Source organism: Microvirga sp. ACRRW, assembly GCF_022346925.1.
In the GTDB taxonomy this organism is placed as follows: Bacteria; Pseudomonadota; Alphaproteobacteria; order Rhizobiales; family Beijerinckiaceae; genus Microvirga.
The window spans coordinates 131275-151973 of sequence record NZ_JAKRNJ010000007.1; the positions used below are offsets into that span (position 1 = coordinate 131275).

Here is a 20699-nt window from a genome sequence, read left to right on the forward strand (position 1 = left end):
CGAACGATGAAATTCCACGAACTTCTCATGCGCCATGGGCGCGTGATCGGCCTGGGCTTCGCCCTGACCCTTTTGTCCTCCTTCGGGCAGACCTTCTTCATCTCGCTCTCGGGCCCCGACATTCGCCACGCCTTCGACCTGACCCATGGCAGTTTCGGGCTGATCTATTCCGTCGCGACACTCGCATCGGGCCTGCTGATGATCTGGATCGGCGGCGCCATCGACCGGATCGATGTGGGTCTTTACGCAACCGCAGCCTTTCTGGGCCTCGCGGCAGCGGCGCTCAGCCTGTCCTTCGCGCCCAACCTGCTGGTGCTCGGATTGAGCTTCTTCGCCTTGCGCCTCTTTGGGCAAGGCATGATGAGCCATGCGGGCGTCATGAGTACCGCCCGCCTTCCCGAAGGCGTTCGCGGCAGGGCTGTCGGCGTGGCGACCCTCGGCTTCTCGGCGGGAGAGGCGATCCTGCCCGGCATCGCGGTCGCGCTCATCGTGAGCCTCGGCTGGACTGGCACATGGCGCGTCGCCGCGCTCGTGCTGGTGACATGCCTAGGCGTTGGATGGCTCACCGGCCTGCTCAGGACATCACACAAGCCTGATGCGGCGGATGCATCACTGACTCACACCACGAGCGAGCCGGGCCCGCGCTGGCTCGACCTGTTGCGCGACTGGCGCTTTCTTGCGCTCGTGCCGACGATGGCGGGCTATCCGGCCATCATGACGGCTTATCTTTTTCATCTGCGTTTCATCGCCGAGACGAAGGGCTGGGCGGTGGAGCTGCTGGCGACGGGCATCACGGTGTTCGCCCTCGTCTCCGTTGTCGTGACCATGACCGCAGGCACGCTGATCGACCGCCTGGGCGCGATCCGCGTCAGCCATTTCTATCTCGTGGGAATGATTCTGGCCTCGATCGTTCTGGTGACTGTGAGCGGTGCCTTCACGCCGCTCATCTTCTTCGCGCTCATCGGCCTCACAACAGGCTGCACCAATGTGGTGATCGCATCCACCCTGGCCGAGCTTTACGGCACGCGCCATCTCGGCAAGATCCGCGCTCTGGCGGGCGCAATCATGGTGATCGCATCCGCCATCGGCCCGGTTGGCGCGGGCATGCTGTTCGATATCGGAATCGGCGTCGATGCCGTTGCCATCGGCTTTGCCGTCTATCTCGTCGCAGCGGCAGCGGTCACGTTCGTGCTGCCGAACCCGAGAGCCGAACGTCTCCGGCTCTCGGGAAGCTGATGCGTTATGCAGCCGGACGCATGCCGGGCAACTGCCCCTGCGCTGCCGCTGCAACAAGCGCGGTGAGATCGGGCTTGTCTTCGAATGCACCCGTTGCGGACACGAGACCGCGCGCGCCGTCGAGATAACCGTTCTCGAACTCGAGCGCGAGGAAGCGGTTGCGCTCGTAAGGCCCCGGCAGCCAGAGCGAGCCGGTCTTGCCTGTCGAGAAGCCGAAGCGCTCGTAATACGGCGCATCGCCCACCAGCAGCACCGCCTTGTGACCGAGATCGGCTGCACGCTTCAACGACTCGCGCATGAGCTTGCCGCCGAGGCCGAGGCTCTGGAGCGACGGATCGATGGCGAGCGGGCCGAGCATCAGCGCGGCACGGTTCGGGCCGGCGGAGATGTGCCACAGGCGCACCGTGCCGACGAGCTCGCCGTTCTGCTCGATGGTCAGCGACAAACCATCGGCGGCCTTGCGGCCCTCGCGCAAACGCTCGCAGGTCTTCTGGAACCGTGCGGGTCCGAAGCAGGCATCGAGCAGCGCCTCGCGCGCCTCGACATCGTGGAAGGATTCTTCGCGAATCGTGATCATGGCCGTGGCCTCCCATACACGTGGGGTGAGCGACAGCCCTCGCACCAATGAGCACCATTGCTCATTGGCCGTCCGGGACAACTGTGGTGGAGTTGGTGCCTGCCTCATTCAACGAGGCAGGCGGGACGTGAGTTAGATCACGTAAGACTTAAGCGGCGGGAAGCCATTGAACGCGACCGCCGAGTAGGTGGTCGTGTAGGCACCCGTGCCCTCGATCAGCACCTTGTCGCCGATCTCCAGCGAGAACGGGAGCAGGTAGGGCTCATTCTCGTAGAGAACGTCGGCGGAGTCGCAGGTCGGACCAGCCAGCACGCACGGCACCTTGCGGTCGTCGTCGCGCTCGCTGCGGATCGGATAGCGGATCGACTCGTCCATCGTCTCGGCGAGACCGCCGAACTTGCCGATGTCGAGATAGACCCAGCGCACCTCGTCCTCATCGCGGCTCTTCTTCGAGACGAGAACGACCTCGGCCTCGATGATGCCCGCGTTGCCGACCATGCCGCGGCCCGGCTCGATGATCGTCTCCGGAATGCGGTTGCCGAAGTGCTTCGACAGCGCGCGGAAGATCGACTCGCCGTAAGCTTCCACCTGAGGCACCGTCTTCAGGTACTTCGTCGGGAAACCGCCGCCGAGGTTGACCATCGACAGATGGATGCCGCGGTCCGCGCATTCACGGAAGATCGCGGAGGCAGAGCCGAGAGCCTGATCCCAGGCTTCCGTGTTGCCCTGCTGCGAACCCACGTGGAACGACACCCCGTAAGCTTCCAGGCCGAGGCGAACGCCATGCTCGAGCACGTCCACCGCCATCTCCGGCACGCAGCCGAACTTGCGGGAGAGCGGCCACTCGGCGCCGGCGCCGTCGCACAGGATGCGGCAGAACACCTTCACCTGGTCGGCGGCAACACCAGCCGTCTCGGCAGCGCGGGCGATCTTCTCGACCTCGGCTTCGCAATCGACCGCATAGAGGCGCACGCCGATCTCGAGAGCGCGCGCGATGTCGCGCTCCTTCTTGATCGTGTTGCCGAAAGAGATGCGGTCGGGCGTGGCGCCTGCGTCGAGCGCGAGCTGGATCTCGACCACGGAGGCCGTATCGAAGCACGAGCCGAGATCGGCCAGAAGCTTCAGCACCTTCGGGTCGGGATTCGCCTTCACGGCGTAGAACACGCGCGTGTCGGGCAGCGCACGGGCGAACTTGGAGTAGTTGTCGCGCACGACATCGAGGTCGACGACGACGCACGGGCCGTCCTCACGTCGGTTGCGCAGAAATTCACGGATGCGCTGAGTCATGGCGCTCTCCCCACCAAAGGTTCAATGGAGGTCTTCAAGCCTCCGGATTGAATTCTGGACAGACAGAATCTTCTGCTGTCCGGCGTCAGCGAGGGAAGATGCATCCCGCTTCGTGCGATGGAGACACGAATAGCGCAGATGGGCTCTTCACCCGACGATGCTGCCTTGGATTGGATGGGGGTTCCCGTCCGCACGCCTGGCAATGATAAACAAGCCTCTTCGGTGTTGACCTTTGGAGGGCCAACGAGACCAAAAAAGCCCGTTCGTCGTTGCTTTAAGTCGCGTCCCCCGTTGAGAACGAGGTGCGCCGGTTTTCGCCTCCGGCTGCCGGTTAGGGGTAGTCGAGAGCTAGGATGCTCTCGGGCGGCTGTCCGGCCTCTTGTCCGGATGCCCACCAACCGACACACGACCACAGGCACGTGCGAAATTGGGCAAGCGGGAGATAATCACATTCGCCCGGGATCACAAGACCTTTTCAGGCCTTTCGCAAAATTTTTTAACCCTGCCTCAGGAGAGGGAATGGCGAGGCTTCCGTTCACGCCCTATTAAGCGGCAGACGATCACCCATATCTGGATGCGGTTGCTCTTAAAGCCCGCCTCCCCTCGCACTCAGGAAAGAACCGCTCGCTGCCATGACGCACCTCTCCCGCCGCGCCCTCCTGCAAAGCCTGCTTGCTGCCACCGCTCTCTCAGCCTGGGGTGGGGATGCTCTCGCGCAAGCCCAGCAGAGCGCCGTGCCGGCTCCGAATCCATTCCGATTCGAGGATGTGGTGCGCCGTGCGCGGGAATTGTCGGGCGCGCCGTTCGAGGCGTCGACCGCCCAGCTGCCCGAGCCGCTCAATCGCCTGAGCTTCGATGATTACCGCGACATCCGCTTCCGCCCGGACAAGGCGCTGCTCGCTACCGGCAACGGTCCATTCCGGATGCAGCTCTTCCATCTCGGCTTCCTTTATCAGCGTCCCGTCACCGTCAACGTCATCCGCGACGGCGTGCCGACGCCGATTCCCTACCAGCGCGAGCTGTTCGATTACGGCCGCAACAAGATCGAGAAGCCCCTGCCGGTGAACCTGGGCTTTGCGGGCTTCCGCCTGCATTACCCGCTCAATAACCCGAAGGTGCTCGACGAGCTGATCGCCTTCCTCGGCGCGAGCTATTTCCGCTTTCTCGGCCGCGACCAGAAATACGGCCTCTCGGCGCGCGGGCTTGCCATCAACGTGGAAGGCGGCGAGCAGGAGGAGTTTCCGCATTTCCGCGAGTTCTGGGTCGAGATGCCCAAGCCCGACAGCGACCGGGCGACGATCTTCGCGCTCCTCGACAGCCCCTCCGTTACTGGCGCCTACCGGTTCGAGGTCTATCCGTCGCGAGAAACCACTCTCGACGTCACGGCCACGCTCTTCCCGCGCCAGAAGATCGAGAATGTGGGGCTTGCTCCCCTCACCTCCATGTTCTTCGAAGGCGAGAACGACCGGAAGACCACGGATGATTACCGGATGGAGGTCCACGATTCGGATGGGCTGCTCATGCAGTCCGGCGCGGGCGAGTGGATCTGGCGTCCGCTGCGCAACCCCGGCGTGAAGAAGATCTCGTCCTTCTCCGACAAGAACCCGCGCGGTTTCGGCCTGATGCAGCGCGACCGGGTGTTCGAGAATTACCAGGACCTGGAAGCCTCCTATCATCAGCGCCCCGGCTATTGGGTCGAGCCCGTGGGCGAGTGGGGCGAGGGCTGGGTGGAGCTTGCGGAGATCCCGACGCCAGACGAGACGCACGACAACATCGTCGCCTATTGGCAGCCTGCAAAGCCCCTGGAACCCGGTCAGGAGACGACGTTCTCCTATCGTCTGCGTGCGGCGGGCGCCATCGGCGCTATGCATCCTGGGGCTAAGGCGATCAACACCTTCCAGACGCCGCCCCGCGCCAGCGGCTCGAACAGCCCGAGCGACCGCACGCATCGCCGCTTCATCGTCGATTTCGCGGGCAGCGACCTCGCCTACTACGTGGACTCTCCGGATCAGGTGCAGCTGGTGCCCTCCACGTCCATGGGGCAGATCACCCACACCTTCGTCATGCCGAACGAGCACATCAAGGGCTTCCGCGCCGCCATCGACGTGAAGCTGGAACCCGGTCAATCCACGGACCTGCGCGCGTTCCTGAAAGCCGGGAATCGGGCGCTGACGGAAACCTGGACCTATCCCTGGGCCGTGGAGTGATCCCTCACGAGCGTCCTCCCGGGGCTGCGGAGCCGAGCCGGGAGCGTTGGGCGAGAGGGCGCAGATCCCCTCTCCCGAGCGGGAGAGGGGCAGGGGTGAGGGAGCGCCCTGTCCGGAGAGGTCATGCCCTCACCCGGACCTCCGGTCCGACCTCTCCCGCCCGGGAGAGGTTTTCCTGCGCCACATCCTGCTTACGATCTCGGCTCGGCTTACGCCGTCCGGGATGCGCCCTCCGATCAATGTTCTTCTTTTGTTCTTGACTTTGGTCCTAACCTTGGCTATGGGTTGGATGTCCCGGCTCAATGAGGGGCGCGCTCGCGAGGCGTCGTGATTGTCGGAGCCGGGAGCGGTCCTGTGTCAGGCTTCGCAAGCCTGTCGGCGGGAGGCCCATCGTTGAAAGACACGGTGTACGCCTAAAAGAACCGTGCGCGAGGAGCCGTCGGGTTCTTCTCTCACTCACACAGCCGAGCCAGACGCCTCCTCGCGCCTCCCTCGACACCAAAACCTCGCAGCCACAAGCTCGCGAGGCCATTCCCGCATGCCTTCGCCCGCGCTCTTTGACACTCCCCTGCTCTTCTTCCGATTTTCGTTGCCGGAATTGGAAGAATGCGAGTGGCCTTGCAAAGCGCATCGGAACCGCGCAGAACCGAGCCCTGAACGCGCACAGGTTGTTGGCGCAAAGGCAGGGGCGAGTGCGATGAGGCGGAATGCTTGGACAGCAGGGCTGCTGGCGGTTCTGACCGGCTGGAGCGCAGGCTCCGCCATGGCGCAGCAGCCTTTGCGCGACATCACCTTCGGCACCAACTGGCTCGCCCAAGCCGAGCACGGTGGCTATTACCAGGCGCTCGCGGATGGCACCTATGAGAAATACGGCCTGAAGGTCACCATCGTGCCGGGCGGGCCGCGTGCCAACAACCGCATGCTCATGAGTGTCGGCAAACTCGACTTCTACATGGGCGGTAGCCTGATTCAGGCTTTCTCGGCGGTGGAAAAGAACATTCCGACCGTTGTCGTCGCCGCGCACTTCCAGAAAGACCCGCAGATTCTGATGAGCCATCCGGGCCAGGGCCTCGACAGCTTTACCGATCTGAAAAAATCGAACGACATCCTGCTCTCGAAGGACGGCACGGCCACCTTCTTTCAATGGATGAAGGCGGAGTTCGGCTTCAAGGACGAACAGGTCAAACCCTATGGCTTCAATCCCGCCCCTTTCATCGCCAACAGCCGAGCGGTGCAGCAGGGCTACGTGACTTCCGATCCGCTGGTGATCGGCAAAGCCGCAGGCTTCGCACCCAACGTGTTCCTCCTCGCCGATCATGGCTTCAGCACCTATTCGACCACCATCGAGACGCGGCGCGACGTGGTGGAGAAGGATGCGAACCTCGTGCAGCGCTTCGTCGATGCCTCCACCCTCGGCTGGTACACCTATCTCTACGGCGACAACGCGAAGGGCAACGCGCTCATCAAACGCGACAACCCTGAGATGACGGACGAGATCCTCACCTACGCCGTCACGAAGCTGAAGGAACATGGCATCGTCGATTCCGGCGACGCGCAGAAGCACGGCATCGGCGCCATGTCGGATGCGCGCATGAAGGACTTCTTCGACAAGATGGTCAAAGCCGGCCTCTTCAAAGCCGATCTCGATTATACGAAGGCCTACACGCTCCAATTCGTGAATAAGGGCGTCGGGCTCGAGCTGAAGAAATAACGCCTGTTCTATCATGACCGCATCCACGCTCGTTTCGCTCAATCAGGTGAGCAAGGTTTTCGCCAACGGCGTAATGGCTCTGGATCGTTTCGATCTCGATGTTCGGCAGGGCGAATTCCTCTCTCTCCTCGGCCCGTCGGGCTGCGGAAAATCGACGGTCTTGCGTCTCATCGCAGGCCTGACCGAGCCCACATCGGGAAGCGTCACTTGGCCCGGCTCCTTCGACGCGGATCATCGCAGCGAAATCGGCTTCGTGTTTCAGGAGCCGACGCTGATGCCGTGGGCCGATGTGGCGGACAATGTATGGCTGCCTTTGCGCCTGCGTGGGGTATCCCGGAAGGAAGCGAGGGAGCGCATCGCGGAGAGCCTCGCTCTCGTCGGCCTGGAGGATTTCGCGAAAGCCTATCCGCGCGAATTGTCCGGCGGCATGAAGATGCGTGTCTCGATTGCGCGCGCACTCAGCGTCAAGCCGCGCCTTCTCCTCATGGACGAGCCCTTCGCGGCGCTCGACGAGATCACGCGGTTCAAGCTGAATGACGACCTGCTCAAGCTGAAAGCCGAGCTGAACTGCACCATCGTGTTCGTGACGCATTCCATCTACGAGAGCGCCTATCTCTCGAACCGCATCGCGGTTCTGACTCCGCGTCCGGGCCGCGTCGTCGCGGAGATCCCCGGTGCTCCTGAGTACGAACGCGGCAGCGATTTCCGCACGAGCCGGGCTTACGCGGAACTGTGCCGTCACGTATCGCAGATTCTCACGCGCAATCTGGCGGACGGGAGTCTGTCATGACGCGCAATCCGCTGAAGCTCATCCTGCCGCTCGCTGTTTTCGCCGCAGTCATCGCGTTCTGGGAAATCTACGTGCGCATGGCTGCCGTGCCTTCCTACATCCTGCCGACGCCGAGTCTCATCGCAAAGACGATGATGGCCGATTGGCCGCTACTCTCCGCCTCTCTCCTGGTCACACTGAAGACCACGCTCACGGCCCTCGTTCTTGCCGTCATCGGCGGCACGGCTCTGGCGATGGCGTTGAGCCTGTCGCGCGTCGTCGAATATTCGCTCTATCCCTTCGCCGTCGTGCTGCAGGTGACGCCCGTCATCGCGATCGCTCCGCTCCTGCTGATCTACATGCCGCAAGAAATGGCAGTGCTGGCCTGCGCATGGCTCGTCGCCTTCTTTCCGATTCTGTCGAACACGATGCTGGGATTGCAGTCCGTCGATAGGAACCTGCTGGAGCTGTTCCGGCTCTACGGCGTTTCCGCAAGACAGGATTGGAAAGCTCGCCTTCAGTCCCGCCTGAAGGCTTTCTGGTATCTGCGCCGTCCGGCAGCCCTGCCCGCCTTCCTTGCAGGCTTGCGGATTGCGGGCGGCCTCTCCCTCATCGGCGCCGTCGTGGCCGAAATGGCTGCGGGCTCGGCGGGGGCGGGCTCGGGGCTGGCCTATCGCATCATCGAGAGCCAGTACCGGCTCAATATTCCTCGTCTCTTCGCGGCCCTGGTTCTCTTGGCGTTGACGGGTGTAGCGCTATTTCTCTTTTTGAGCCTCCTGACCCGCGTCCTGCTGCGTCATTGGCATGAAAGCGCCCTCCCTCGGGAGGCATGATGCGAGATCTGTTGATGGATGACAGGTCTGTCATCGAAACGTCATGAGTTCCTGCTCATGGTGGTATAAGAGCTAGCATCAGAGAGGTCTCTCATGGACAAGGACATCATTCATCCGGGCGTGAAGAGCGTCGGCTGGTCCCTCGTCCAGGCATCGCGCCTCCATCGCAGCCGCACGGGAGACAAGCTCTCCGAGCTCGGCCTCTTCGCAGGCCAGGAACAGGTTCTCCAGGCTCTTGCCAGCTCCGGCCCCATGACCATGGGCGATCTCGCCACCATCCTGCGCGTGCGCCCGCCTACAGCCTCCAAGACTGTGTCGCGCCTCTCTACCCTCAAACTCGTCGAGCGGCACACGGAGCCGGGCGATGCACGGGTCGTGCGCGTGAAGCTGACCAAGGAAGGCAAGCGTAAGGCCGCTGCTATCGATGCCCTCTGGGACGAGGTTGAAGCCGAGCTTCTCGCAGGCTTCGACAACAAGGACCGGAAGCGCCTGCGCAAGCTGCTGCGCAAGGCCGCCAAGAACCTCGCCAGCGTCACGGGCGCCGATCAGACCGGCTTCGAAGCCGAGGAAGATCTGGAGGATCTGGGCTCGGAAGAACCCGAACTCGCCGCAACGGCTTAAAAGCACCATCCAAAGCTCTTTGGTTTCCGGGAATGCGGGGTCCATCGCATCCGGCGTGAACTTGCTCTATCGTGACGGCACGAGACAGCAGGAGCCGGACCTTTTGCCATGAGTGATGAGCCGATCAGCAGCCTTCCCGGCATAGGTCCCGTCACGCAGGGCTGGCTGAAAGAAGTTGGCATCCGCACGCCTTCCGATCTTAAAGCCATCGGCTCCATCGAGGCCTATCGCCGCCTCAAATTCATGCTCCCCCGTCGGGTTAGTCTCAATGCCCTATACGCGTTGGAGGCCGCATTGCGCGGTTGCCATTGGCTCGACCTGCCCCAGGATGTGAAGACATCCCTGCAGCAAGAGGCAAAAGCAATCGATGCAGCCTTTCGCCGGGGCCCCGCATCCCGCTGTTCGATATGACGAGAGAAGGAAGCCCATGAGCAAAGCCGATATCCTCATGACCGCCCCGATGATGCCTGTCGTCATGGATGCTCTCGACAAGGCGTTCAATCTCCACAAGCTCTGGGAGCAAACGGATCGGGAAAGTTTTCTGCGCGAGATCGGCCCGCGCATTCGCGGCGTTGCCACCAGCACCCTGTTCGGCCGCATGGATGCGAGCCTGTTCGAGCCGCTGCCCAATCTCGAAATCGTATCCAGCTTCGGCGTCGGTTATGACAATGTGGATGTGACGGAAGCAGCCAAGCGCCAGGTGATCGTCACCAACACGCCGGACGTGCTGAACGACGAAGTGGCGGACCTCACCCTCGGATTGCTGCTTGCCACCTTACGCAAGATCCCGCAGGCGGACCGTTACTTACGCGCAGGGCAATGGCTGAAGGCCTCCTTCCCGCTTTCGTCGACCTTACGCGAACGCAAGGTTGGCATCGTCGGCCTCGGGCGCATCGGCAAGGCCATCGCGAGACGTCTCGAAGGCTTCGATGTAAGCATCGCTTATCATGGCCGCACGCGGCAGGAAGGTGTTTCCTACACCTATCATCCGACGCTCATCGGAATGGCTGAAGCCTGCGATGTGTTGATCGTCATCACGCCGGGCGGCGCCGGCACGAAGCATCTCATAAACGCGGATGTGTTGAAGGCGCTTGGTCCTACAGGCGTTCTCATCAACGTGGCGCGCGGCAGCGTGGTGGATGAGCAGGCACTGATCGAGGCATTGAAGTCCGGCACTATCCTCACCGCAGGTCTCGACGTGTACGACGACGAGCCGCGCGTGCCGCAGGAACTGATCGACATAGAGCATGTGGTGCTCCTGCCCCACATCGCCTCCGGCTCCGTTCACACGCGCAACGCCATGGGTCAGCTCGTCGCCGACAACCTGATCTCCTGGTTCGCCGGCAAGGGCCCGCTGACGCCTGTGTCGGAAACGCCTTACACCAAGGCTTAAAGCGCGAACCCGCCATCGACCATGTGGATGTGACCTGTCGCGTAGCTCGACTCATCGGAGGCGAGATAGACGGCGAGCGCCGCCACTTCTTCCGGCGTGCCCAAGCGCCCCATCGGCTGCCGATCAATGAAGGCCTGACGCACTGCCTCGACACTCTGGCCGGAATTCTCAGCGAGTGTTGCGATGCGCTGATCGAGCGATGGCGATTGCACGGTGCCGGGACAGATGGCGTTGGCGCGGATGCCCTGCTTGATAAAGTCAGCGGCCACCGCCTTAGTGAGGCCGATCACCGCCGCTTTCGTCGCACCATAGGCATAGCGGTTCGGGATGCCGCGCACGGAGGACGCGCCTGACGCGATGTTGACGATGGAGCCACCGCCACTCTTGAGCATGCCCGGCAGAACGGCCTTAATCGTGCGGTGCATGGATTTCACGTTCAGGTCAAACGAGAAATCCCAATCCTCGTCGGAGCATTCGAGAACCGTGCCGTGATGCACGAAACCCGCCGCGTTCACGAGAACGTCGAAAGCACCCGCTTCATTGACGAGTGTCCCGATGACGCTGCTTGACCTGACATCCAACCTGCGGAGCGTTGCGCCTTCGAGATCCTCGAGCTTTGCCTCATTGACATCCGTTGCCCAGACATGTGCACCTTCGCGAAGAAAAGCTTGCGCGATGGCGCGCCCGATCCCCTGGCCTGCCGCCGTGACGAGGGCCGTTTTTCCTCTCAGCCGATCCGTCATGACGCCTCCAGTCGTTCTTGCCGCGTTAGTGGTTGTCGCGCGGCACGCCGAAGGTCTGAGCAACCTTCTGGTATTTCACCGCCGGTTTCAGCGTCATGCCCTCGGAGAGCTGATCGACCATCGAACGCTGGATCTCCTGCCACGGCGTCTGGCTCGCAGGATAGGCATAGCCGCCGCGCGCTTCGAGATCGGCGCGACGCTTCTCCAGCTCTTCGTTCGAGAGAAGAATGTCCGCCGTACGCTTGTTGAGATCGATGCGCACGCGGTCGCCCGATTGCAGCAATGCGAGACCACCCCCTGCCGCCGCCTCGGGCGAGGCATTGAGAATGGATGGCGTACCGGACGTGCCCGACTGGCGTCCATCGCCGATGCAGGGCAGCGAGAGCACGCCACGTTTGATGAGCGAGCCCGGCGGCTGCATGTTCACCACTTCCGCAGCGCCCGGATAACCGATGGGGCCGGCGCCGCGCATGATGAGGATCGTATGCTCGTCGATGTTGAGCGACGGATCGTCGATACGGTGGTGATAATCCTCCGGACCATCGAACACCACGACGCGGCCTTCGAACGCATTCGGATCATTCGGATTGTTGAGATAGCGCTCCTGGAATTCGGGGCTGATCACGCTCGTCTTCATGATCGCGGAATCGAACAGCGTACCCTTGAGATTGAGGAAGCCAGCCTTCTCCTTCAACGGATTGTCGTAGGAGCGGATCACGTCGTGATCCCAGGTGAACTTGCCCTTGCAATTCTCGCCAATGGTGGTGCCGGTGCAGGTGATCGCATTCTCATGGATCTTGCCCGCGCCGATGAGCTCGGCCATCACCGCAGGTAAGCCTCCCGCGCGGAAATATTCCTCGCCGAGATATTCGCCGGCGGGCTGAACGTTCACGAGGAGCGGGATCTCGAATCCGATGCGTTCCCAATCGTCGCAATCGAGCGGAACGCCGATATGCTTCGCGATCGCGTTGATGTGGATCGGCGCATTGGTCGAGCCGCCGATGGCGGCGTTCGCGACGATCACGTTCTCGAACGCCTCGCGTGTCATGATGTCGGAAGGCTTCAGGTCCTCCCACACCATGTCGACGATGCGCTTGCCCGTCTCATAAGCCATCTGTCCGCGCTCGCGATACGGCGCGGGAACGGCAGCCGAGCCCGGCAGCGACATGCCGAGCGCTTCGGCCAATGCGTTCATGGTCGAAGCCGTGCCCATGGTGTTGCAGTGGCCTACCGAAGGTGCGGAGGAGCCGACGATGTCGATGAACTGCTGATAATCGATATCGCCTGCCGCATGACGTTCGCGGGCCTTCCACACGATGGTGCCGGAACCGGTGCGCTCGCCGTGGTGCCAACCGTTGAGCATGGGGCCCACATTGAGTGAGATCGCTGGAATGTTCACGGTCGCCGCCGCCATCAGGCAAGCCGGCATGGTCTTGTCGCAGCCGGTGAGCAGCACAACGCCATCGAGGGGATAGCCGTAGAGCACTTCCACGAGGGAGAGATAAGCGAGGTTGCGGTCGAGGCAGGCCGTGGGGCGCTTGCCCGTTTCCTGAATCGGATGGCATGGAAACTCGAAGGCCACGCCGCCCGCAGCCGTGATGCCATCGCGCACACGCTTGGCGAGCTCTAGGTGATGCCGGTTGCAGGGCGAGAGATCGGACCCTGTCTGCGCGATTCCGATGATCGGCTTCTTGCCCTGCAGTTCCTTTCCGGTGAGGCCGAAATTCAGATAACGCTCGAGATAGAGCGCGGTCATGCCGGGGTTGTCCGGGTTGTCGAACCAGAGACGGGAGCGAAGCTGATCCGGAGTGCGGCGGTGGGGCCTGTCAGCCATGCTTATATCCTTTTTAGTGTTCAGGCGCTTTGAGGCCTTATGTGGTGCGAGGCGAAACCCCTTTCCAACCGACATAGCCTACTGAGAGCATCCTTTTTGGAATCTTTCGGAAGTAATCGAATGCCAAACGGTTTCGGATGCAAGCCAACTTTCGAATAAATCATACAAATAAAAATTGAAACATTGTTCTAATAACAATGCCGAGCTATGGTCGCCTTCACATTCAAGAAGTCCTGTGGCCCATCATGCTCAAGCCTCTCATTCTGACACTCGCCTTCGTTTTCCCGGCCTCAGCCCTCGCCAATAATTGCCCAAATGCAAAAACGGCGAAGCAAGGCTTCGTCTTGGAGCGGCAAGGCACGAAGGCGGAAGTGCGCCCCGCCTCGGATCATTTCGTCCATGTGACGAACCTCTATCCCAACGGGAAGAAGCAGAACGTCATTTATTACAAAGGGCTGTTTCAGGTCAGCCGCACTGATGATACGGCGCAAAGCATCTCCATCCCGGTGTCGGATGTCAGAACCATCTTTCCGCTAGCTCTGAAAGCGCGCCGGGCTGTCACCTATGCCCCGGCCACGCCGAGTACGGTCGGCGCTCTGGTATCTCTTGAGCTGATGGTGACCGATCAGGAGGAGATCGAACTCGGACCCTGTGCCTATGAGGTGTTTGCCGTGCATCACCGCTACCTCAACGCAGACGGCAAAACGACCTCAGAGCATACGGATCTTTATTCTCCCGATCTCGGCTTCGTCCTCGCTAAACGCTATCCGAACAAGAACGGCTCGCAGACGCTCGTGCGGTATGACAGCATCAAGCCGTTCGCCCGTTAAGATCAGAGCAAGCCGCCAGCCGTCTCATCGATCTGCGCTCGCGTGGCCTGATCAAGGTCGAGCGCCTCGGCAAGCTGACGCAGGAATTCGCGCTCCTGAATCGTGTCCGGGTCGATGGCGATGCGCGCCGCCGCATAAACCTGCGCCGCCATCTCGGGATCGTTCACGTTGGCGGCAAGCTCCTCCACATCCGCGGGCGATGCCATTTCCCGTTCGAGCCAGCCGCTCGCCTGAGGGTCGATCCCCGCTTCGGTCAGACCTTTGACGATGCGTGCACGCTCGGCCTCGTCGATCCTGCCGTCGGAGGCTGCCGCCGCCACCATGGTCCGCAGGAAAAGCAACGCGTCGTCCTCGGTCTGAGAGACCGGATGGAAACGGGACGTTTCCGGAAGGCTGAGCACCGCCTGAGCCATCGGCCCATGATCCGCCGAGCCCGCCTCGCCCGCACCTTGACCTGCATTCTGAGATACGACAGCCCCGCCCTGCTGCTTCTGGTAGGCGCGATAGGCCAGCCCCCCGATCACGGCCAGACCACCGAGCTTCACGAGATTGCTCGTGAGTTTTCCTTTCTTGCGTCCCTTGAACAGGAGGCCCGCCAGACCGACGAGAGCGGCCTGCGTCACGCCCGGGTGCTGGACTGCCAGATCCTTGGCCTTCTGCAGCAACTGTTCGGGTGACTGGCCTGCAAGCTGCGTCACGCCCTTCTCGAGTTGGTGTCCAAGCCCCTGCTGGGTTCCCGCATCCTTGTGATTGGACGCGTCTTGGGAAGCCCCGTGCCGATCCGGAGACGCATCGGTGCGGCCAAGCGACCCGACGAAGGCATCCAACAATTTCCGGTAATCGACCATGAGACCCTCCTGCCTGTTCATTGCGAGCAAGAACACAACGGAGGGGCCGGGGAATGGTTCAGGTTTAGCCTCGCAAGGACGCGGCATCCCTGGCGAGACGCTCGATCTCAGCGAGGTCACCCTTCTTCATGGCATCGGCCGGCGTCACCCAGGTTCCGCCCACGCAGACGACATTGGGAAGCGAGAGATAAGACGCCGCGCTGGCACGGTCGATGCCGCCCGTGGGGCAGAAGCGCAGATGGGGCAGCGGCCCATAAACGGATTTCAGCCATGCTGGGCCGCCGGAAACCGCAGCCGGGAAGAACTTCAGATGCTGGAAGCCGAGCTCCGCGAGGGTCATCGCCTCCGAGACCGTGGCGCATCCGGGCATCACGGGGATCGTCGACGTGCGAAGAGCCTCGGCGAGCCTCAAGGAGGTTCCAGGCGTGACGATGAACTTCGCCCCAGCATCGATCACTTCCTGGATCTGGCTTTTCGCCAGAACCGTACCGGCGGCGACGACGGCTTCGGGCACGGCCTTGGCGATAGCGCTGATCGCATCCAGAGCCGCAGGCGTCCTGAGCGTCACCTCGATTACCGGCAAGCCGGCCCGAACGAGCGCGTGGGCGAGATCAATGCTGATCCGCGCATCATCGATGGTGACGACCGGTATGACGGGCGCAAGGCGCAAGTAATCGCGAAGAAGGTTTCCGTCGGATCCCATGCCGCCCGCCTTTGTTCAGTTGCCTTACAATGGAGAAACCGTTTTAGAACCCGGCTGCAACTCTGCCAAGAGCTGCTGCAGCCACCTCGAACTCTTCGGCCATTGCGGGACTAAGTGCCGCTCATCCCGTCACAAACCCGTGTTTGGCCCGCCTTTTTGGCAGCAAGAGGCGGCCTAGCGCAAAAGCATGGCGCAATAGAGTTTCGCATCGAGAGGCGGCTCAGCAGCCAGCACGAGACATGCAAGCGGATCCGCTATCCAGTATTCGACGATCTATTGCAAGAAACAATTGAAATTGCTTTCTCAAAAATCCGGACAACAGGCTACATTTACGATAAATAAGCAGATAAAAAGATAATATTCCAAAGGAGTAATTTATATAGATACGTCCAATACTTGCAGACAATGACACCATCCAAGCGGAATAGGGCCAAACTATCCAGCGCCAGAGCTTCCACAAGTTCCACCAATATTCAGAAGTCCCAACATTCTAAGGGCTTGCCAGCTCCAATTGAACTGCCTTATGGCTCGTATCCTTCATTTCTAACCCGCAGGAAAGGCTCGGTTGGCCTTGCGGGCTAGGCTTCGGCAGGCAATCCGTACTGGTTCTGAATAGGCTTCATTGAATGCGCGCTCACATTCGTATTTCGGATCGCGGATGGATCCTCGAGAAGATGGCCTCGGAGCTGTCTCGGGCTCTCCCCTTCGTGTCCTATGACACGGCTGCCGATGCCTCGGCCGATGTCCAGTACTACCTGACATACTCGACCCATCAGGAGCGCCTGTCGCCCGTCGAGATCGCGTATTTCACGCATCTCGAAGAAGACGAGCGCGCCAAAGCCAAATTCTTAGATGTCGCCAATCAGGTCGATTATTCCGTCTGCATGTCGCACATCTATGCGGACCTGCTGAAGAAAGAGACTCAGCGCGAGGTCAGGATCATCGGGCCAGGCGTCGATATCGACGTTTTCCGGCCATCGCTGAAGATCGGCGTTGTCGGCCGCACCTATGTAACCGGGCGCAAAGGCGAAGCACTGGTGTCGCAGGTGATGGACCTGCCGGGAATCGAGTGGTTCTTCACCGGCGAGGGCTGGCCGGGGCCTGCGCTGAACCTCCCTGGCGATGAGCTGCCCGAATTCTACCGCTCGATGGACTACATCCTCGTTCCCGCATCGTTCGAGGGCGGGCCGATGTCGGCGATCGAGGCCCTCGCCTGCGGCGTGGAGGTGATCGCTCCCGAAATCGGGTGGATGCCCGAGCTTCCTCACATCAGCTATCGGACCGGCGATGCGGAAAGCCTGCGCGCCGTTCTGGTCGGCCTCCTCGAAAAGCGGGAAGCCCTCAGAACATCCATCCTCGACCGGACATGGGATCATTTCGCCGCCAAGCACGGCGAGTTTTTCGAAGAAATCGCGCAACGCCACAACCTGGGCAGCACAAAGACTTTCCATGCAGCCCCGGAGGTTGTTTCATCCGCGGCCGCGACGCGCGTCGCCCTTCTGACGCACGGCGCCGAGAAATCAGCCAAAGGCGGCCCCTCGACCCGCATCCCACAGCTCGCTCTCGGTCTCCGCAAGCATGGCTTCGATGCCGAGAATGGTTATGCCGAACAGGTCGGCCTTCGTGATGCGAATGTCGTGCACCTTTTCAATGTCGCGACGCCGAAAACGGCCATCCCTGCGATGGAAGCGGCAAAATCCTTCAAGAAGCCCGTCGTCTTCTCACCGATCTTTCTGGACAACCGCTGCCGGGACCTCTGGCTGAGTTCGGTTCCCAAGGCGTTCGAAGAGCATTCCTCTCAATCCATCGAAGAGCGGCTTGTCGACATCAATGCCGAAGCACAACGCCTGAGGCGGCTTCCTCTCAATGTCGTCGAGGAGCAATTCCCCGGCTACAACGCCATGATCGGCCACCTCGTCGACGAGGCTGATCATCTCGTCTTCCTGAGCGATTATGAGCGCAGAGCTCTCGGGACGGCCATCGGGCGCGATCTTTCCGGCACGCTCGTGCACAATCCCGTCGACGCGTCCAAATTCTCGAATGCGGATCCTGTCCTGTTTCAGAACCTCGTGGGCCTGAAGGATTACGTCTTGTGCGTCGGACGGATCGAGCCCCGCAAGAACCAGCTTCTGCTCGCGTATGCTCTGAAAGGCACCGGCATTCCGCTCGTCCTGATCGGTGAAGCCATCGACGCACGCTACAAGAACCTGATCCAGGCCGTCGGCGGGGACAATGTGCACTTCGCCGGCCGTATCGGCGGACAATCGCAGATGCTTGCCTCAGCCTATGCGGGAGCACGTTGCTTCGCTCTTCCGAGTTGGGCGGAAGGAGCGCCGCTTGCCGCCTTGGAAGCGGCTGCCGCAGGCGCGCCCCTCGTCCTCAGTTCGTATTCGGGCGAAGAAGAATATTTCGGGGCTCATGCGACCTATGCCGACCCGGCCGATGTCGCCGCAATCCGTCGTGCTGTTGTCGAGACATTCGAGACACGCCGGTCCGCCGAAGCCGTCGATGCTCAGAAAGAGCACATCGCCGGGCAGTTCAGCATCGACCGCCATGTCGAGCGCACGATCGAGGTTTACCGCAACGTTCTCTCCCGAGCAGAGAGCCCTTCACCGGCGAGCCCTGCTGCCCATGAGGTGGCGCCGGTCGCAGAGACGGAGGCGCCTCACATCTATCTTGATGTCACGACGCTCATCAACAATCCCGGCCGCATTACCGGCATCACCCGTGTCGAGCTTCTTCTCGTCAACGAGATCCGAAACAACCCGAACATCACCTACATTGCCTGGCACAGAATCGAGAGGCGCTATTTCCTGGTTCCGCCGGACCTTCTCTCGTTCGAGCAGGGGCCGTCATATGTTGGACGCCGCGATCTGGAGACGATCAGTTCGCTTCCGCCAAACGCCAATCTCCTGATCCAAGGAAACGCATGGCTGCAGAATCTCGATTACGTCCATGACACGACGTTGCTGATCCGCCGCTCGGGAGCGACGGCGATCCTGCTCATCCACGACATTCTCCCGATCAGCCATCCGCAATATTTCTCCGAAGAGACGACGGAGCGGTTCGAGGACAATCTGTCGAAGATGCTTGCCAACGTTCGCAAGGTCGGAACTGTCAGCCAGGCATCGAAGAACGAGCTGTTGAAGTACTTCAGCAGCAAGCGCATCCAAATGCCGCAGATCAGTGTGATCAGGGAAGGCGACGGCATCCCGTTGGATTTCGAGACGCCTCTTGAGCGGAACTCGGCCGAGGTCCCGGAGAAGGTTCGCGCCGTCCTCGACGAAGGCGACTTCGTCCTGACCGTCGGCTCCTTGAGCCCTCACAAGAATCGCCACCTTCTGTATCAAGTGTGGACGCGCCTCGTCGCGGATCTCGGATCGAGAGCACCGCAACTGGTCATCGTTGGCGGCGCAACTCCCGGCCCGTTGAAGGACATGCTGGAGCGCGATCCTGTTGCGAGGGACAAGATCAAGATTCTGAGCGGCATCGACGACAATGCTCTCGATCTTTTGTATCGCGAGAGCATTTTCACAGTCTTCCCGTCCCTTTGCGAAGGCTGGGGCTTGCCCGTCGGCGAGAGCCTCGCCCATGGCAAGATCTGCATCGCTTCCGCGACATCGTCTATGGTCGAGATCGCCCCGCACATCACGGACCTCATCGACCCTCTCGATATCAAAGCATGGTATCAGCGCATTCGCATGTATGCGGTTTCGTCTGCAAAGCGGGCCGAACGCGAGGAAGCGATCCGCAAGGATTTCGTGCCGGTCGCATGGAGCAAGACGGCGGCCGATCTGCTCGCCCTGTCAGGTGGACCGTCCCAGAAAGCCTTCGAGCTGCACCCCTTCTATTCGGGCCAGGTCGCCGACTTCCAGGACGCCAGCAACCTGTATGCCTACAGCATTCCTCAGACGAACCATTTCGTGGGACGAAACGGCTGGGGCGCCTGGGCCGACAAGGGGTCCGCGACGATCGCATTTCGCCTGTTCCATACGGGCGCAGGATCGCGCTCTTTCATCGCCCCCTTCGTCACGAACAAGAACAGCCTCGTGGATGTTCTGCTGAATGATCATCTGACGGAGACATGGGAACTGACGCAGGGCGAAGTCTCGCTCTGCAGCGTCAGAATTCCAGATACGCTTCGAAGCGGGGATCCGGTCAAATTTGAGTTCCGGATCCGAGACGAGGACGGTTCGACCCGCGTTCTTGGCGTTTCGGCTTTTACCATCATCGAGGACGAATGGCCCGCGGATCGGAAGGAGCGCATGTACGCGGAACTCCGAATGCTGCGCTATGAACTCGGAAGCGAACTTGCATTCGGCTTAGGGCAGCCCGGGCTTGCCTATCTCGGTGAAGGATGGAACGAAGCCGAACCGACTCAGGTCTGGAGCCGTGGCCGGGCCGTCCTCAGTTTCCTTGTGCCGGACACAATGCGCCGCCCCTTGGACCTGGTGATTGAAGGCGAAGTCCTTCAGACTCAGGACGTCACCTTCGAGGTTGCGGGCCATGTCGTTTCGAAGCTCACGATGAATGGCCGGAACAGGCATGAAGTCTGGATCAGCATCCCGGCCGCAATCATGAACAACATTGAGGCGCTGCTCGAGATCGCAATCATTCCCTCCAAGCCGGCGACGCCGGCGTCGTTGGGCATGGGCAAGGATAGACGCATCCTCGGCTTCATGATGCAGAAGGCGCGCCTTGAGCCGAGCCGTGCATGGAAGTTCTCACGAACCAAGACACGCCTGCGGACTATCGCCCGCCGTGGCGCCAAGAAGGTCTTTTACCTCGTACGGGGCGCCCTCAAGAAATGAACCGAGCAATCTCGGCTATTCTTGCGCGGGAGCATTGGCTCAGCTTTGCCCATGCGGAAGGCAAGCGCGGATACGCGCGCGTGTGAAACCGTGGCCGCCAACGTGCTTACACTGGCTTCAGGCCATCTCCATTCGCGTGCGTCTGGGAAAGGCATCTGCAGCTTTTTAATTCCGCGCGGTGGTGGCGGGGCGTTATTTTTTCGAGGCCGAGCCGATCCGTGTCATGGCGCTCGAGGATCTTGATCCTATCTTGCGGATCGACCGCACGACCAGCGCGCTCATGGATTTCGGCGCAG

16 protein-coding genes are annotated in these 20699 nt (G+C 61.3%); 10 read left to right on the forward strand and 6 right to left on the reverse strand.

Going from position 1 to position 20699, the window contains the following annotated elements:
• The first annotated feature begins 6 nt into the window (after window positions 1-6).
• Window positions 7-1236, forward strand: coding sequence for an MFS transporter (locus MHY87_RS16160; protein ID WP_239353519.1), 1230 nt, complete (start codon window positions 7-9; stop codon window positions 1234-1236).
• Between the two features lie 4 nt (window positions 1237-1240).
• On the opposite strand, the gene MHY87_RS16165 is transcribed toward MHY87_RS16160, so the two are convergent.
• Both MHY87_RS16165 and MHY87_RS16170 read right to left on the reverse strand, forming a co-directional pair.
• Entirely contained in the window at window positions 1241-1813 is a 573-nt protein-coding gene (locus tag MHY87_RS16165; protein WP_239353520.1) for a GNAT family N-acetyltransferase, read from the reverse strand.
• A gap of 132 nt (window positions 1814-1945) precedes the next feature.
• Window positions 1946-3100 (reverse strand): type III PLP-dependent enzyme, encoded by a 1155-nt coding sequence (locus MHY87_RS16170; protein ID WP_239353523.1) that lies wholly within the window; start codon window positions 3098-3100, stop codon window positions 1946-1948.
• Between the two features lie 632 nt (window positions 3101-3732).
• On the opposite strand from MHY87_RS16170, the gene MHY87_RS16175 reads away from it, so the two are divergent.
• The 7 genes from MHY87_RS16175 to MHY87_RS16205 all read left to right on the forward strand — a co-directional run bounded on the left by MHY87_RS16175 (window position 3733) and on the right by MHY87_RS16205 (window position 10634).
• A complete protein-coding gene (locus MHY87_RS16175) occupies window positions 3733-5307 on the forward strand; it encodes a glucan biosynthesis protein (RefSeq protein WP_239353525.1) in 1575 nt (524 codons plus the stop codon).
• Between the two features lie 697 nt (window positions 5308-6004).
• Entirely contained in the window at window positions 6005-7018 is a 1014-nt protein-coding gene (locus MHY87_RS16180) for an ABC transporter substrate-binding protein (protein ID WP_239353526.1), read from the forward strand.
• A 13-nt stretch (window positions 7019-7031) separates the two neighbouring features.
• A complete protein-coding gene (locus MHY87_RS16185; protein WP_239353527.1) occupies window positions 7032-7808 on the forward strand; it encodes an ABC transporter ATP-binding protein in 777 nt (258 codons plus the stop codon).
• On the forward strand, window positions 7805-8620 hold the full coding sequence (locus MHY87_RS16190) for an ABC transporter permease (RefSeq protein WP_239353529.1): 816 nt from the start codon (window positions 7805-7807) through the stop codon (window positions 8618-8620). The genes MHY87_RS16185 and MHY87_RS16190 overlap by 4 nt, the downstream gene beginning before the upstream one ends.
• A gap of 93 nt (window positions 8621-8713) precedes the next feature.
• Window positions 8714-9241, forward strand: a complete 528-nt coding sequence (locus MHY87_RS16195) for a MarR family winged helix-turn-helix transcriptional regulator (protein WP_239353530.1) — start codon at window positions 8714-8716, stop codon at window positions 9239-9241.
• 108 nt (window positions 9242-9349) lie between these two features.
• Window positions 9350-9652: a TfoX/Sxy family protein gene (locus tag MHY87_RS16200; protein ID WP_239353531.1), complete on the forward strand. Its 303-nt coding sequence runs from the start codon at window positions 9350-9352 to the stop codon at window positions 9650-9652.
• Window positions 9653-9668: 16 nt separating this feature from the next.
• A complete protein-coding gene (locus MHY87_RS16205; protein WP_239353532.1) occupies window positions 9669-10634 on the forward strand; it encodes a 2-hydroxyacid dehydrogenase in 966 nt (321 codons plus the stop codon).
• Here the strand turns inward: MHY87_RS16205 and MHY87_RS16210 are convergent.
• Window positions 10631-11377, reverse strand: coding sequence for an SDR family oxidoreductase (locus MHY87_RS16210; protein WP_239353533.1), 747 nt, complete (start codon window positions 11375-11377; stop codon window positions 10631-10633). The genes MHY87_RS16205 and MHY87_RS16210 overlap by 4 nt on opposite strands.
• Before the next feature lie 25 nt (window positions 11378-11402).
• The gene (locus MHY87_RS16215) at window positions 11403-13211 is read right to left on the reverse strand and encodes an IlvD/Edd family dehydratase (protein WP_239353534.1); all 1809 of its coding nucleotides are present in this window, start codon (window positions 13209-13211) and stop codon (window positions 11403-11405) included.
• Window positions 13212-13456: 245 nt separating this feature from the next.
• Between MHY87_RS16215 and MHY87_RS16220 the strand changes: the two genes are divergently transcribed.
• Entirely contained in the window at window positions 13457-14041 is a 585-nt protein-coding gene (locus MHY87_RS16220; RefSeq protein WP_239353535.1) for a hypothetical protein, read from the forward strand.
• A 2-nt stretch (window positions 14042-14043) separates the two neighbouring features.
• Here MHY87_RS16220 and MHY87_RS16225 read toward each other — a convergent pair whose 3' ends face one another.
• Together MHY87_RS16225 and eda are read right to left on the reverse strand one after the other, a co-directional pair.
• Entirely contained in the window at window positions 14044-14889 is an 846-nt protein-coding gene (locus MHY87_RS16225; RefSeq protein ID WP_239353536.1) for a tellurite resistance TerB family protein, read from the reverse strand.
• Between the two features lie 64 nt (window positions 14890-14953).
• Window positions 14954-15592 (reverse strand): bifunctional 4-hydroxy-2-oxoglutarate aldolase/2-dehydro-3-deoxy-phosphogluconate aldolase, encoded by a 639-nt coding sequence (eda, locus tag MHY87_RS16230; protein ID WP_239353538.1) that lies wholly within the window; start codon window positions 15590-15592, stop codon window positions 14954-14956.
• Between the two features lie 626 nt (window positions 15593-16218).
• On the opposite strand from eda, the gene MHY87_RS16235 reads away from it, so the two are divergent.
• On the forward strand, window positions 16219-20403 hold the full coding sequence (locus MHY87_RS16235; protein ID WP_239353539.1) for a glycosyltransferase: 4185 nt from the start codon (window positions 16219-16221) through the stop codon (window positions 20401-20403).
• Window positions 20404-20699 lie beyond the last annotated feature (296 nt).